A 977-nucleotide genomic window follows, 5' to 3' on the forward strand; every position below is an offset into this window, starting at 1 on the left:
GACGCACAGCACCGGAACTCGTCCGCCTGGTCGAAGGGCTTGCGCTCACCAAGCCGCGGCCGTCGATCGCCACCATTCACCGTCAGGTTGGCGTCCACTGCGCTGAACGGGGACTGCCGTCGCCGTCGTACTCCGCCGTGCGGTCGATCGTGAACGGGCTCGATCCCGGAATGGTGACGCTCGCACTCGAGGGGCCAGCGTCATACCGTGACAAACACGAGCTGCTGCTCCGACGTCGCGCGGACCGCCCGAACGCGATCTGGCAGGCGGACCACACGATGCTTGACCTGCTCATCGTCGGGCCCAACGGCAAGCCCGCACGGCCGTGGTTGACGGTGATCCTCGACGACTACTCCCGCGCGATCTGCGGGTACATGGTGTTCCTCGGTGCCCCGTCAGCGGCGAACACCGCGCTCGCGCTGCGCCAAGCGATCTGGCACAAGCCGGAACCGGACTGGCCCGTCTGCGGGATCCCGGACGTGCTCTACACGGACCACGGGTCCGACTTCACCAGCCATCGTCTCGGCGACACCGCCGCTGTGCTGCACCTCCGCATCATCCACTCGCAGGTCGCCCGGCCCCAGGGGCGCGGGAAGATCGAGCGGTTCTTCGGCACGATCAACACCGAACTGCTCCCAACGCTCCCCGGCCATTTCGCAGCCGGATCCTCGGCGCCGACGCCGGCGCTGGATCTCGGCGGCGTCGACAGTGCCATCAGCACGTTCATCCGCAGCTACAACGCCCGCACCCACCGCGAGCTCCGGACGAGCCCACTGCACGCGTGGATTGCAGACGGGTGGCTGCCACGGCTCCCGGAGTCCCTTGAACAGCTCGACGGGTTCCTGCTCACCGTCCCCACGACGCGGGTCGTGCAGCGCGATGGCATCCACTTCGAGGGCCTCCGCTACACCGCGGCCACTCTCGCGCCGTTCGTCGGTAGCACCGTGAGTGTCCGGTACGACCCACGCGACGTCACC

At 68.4% G+C, this 977-nt stretch carries 1 protein-coding gene; it reads left to right on the forward strand.

Annotated elements, in window-relative coordinates:
* On the forward strand, positions 1-977 hold a 977-nt coding region (locus AC0VX0_RS12340; RefSeq protein WP_475452200.1), incomplete at both ends, for a transposase.

It is taken from the genome of Micrococcus sp. iso_26, assembly GCF_056172975.1.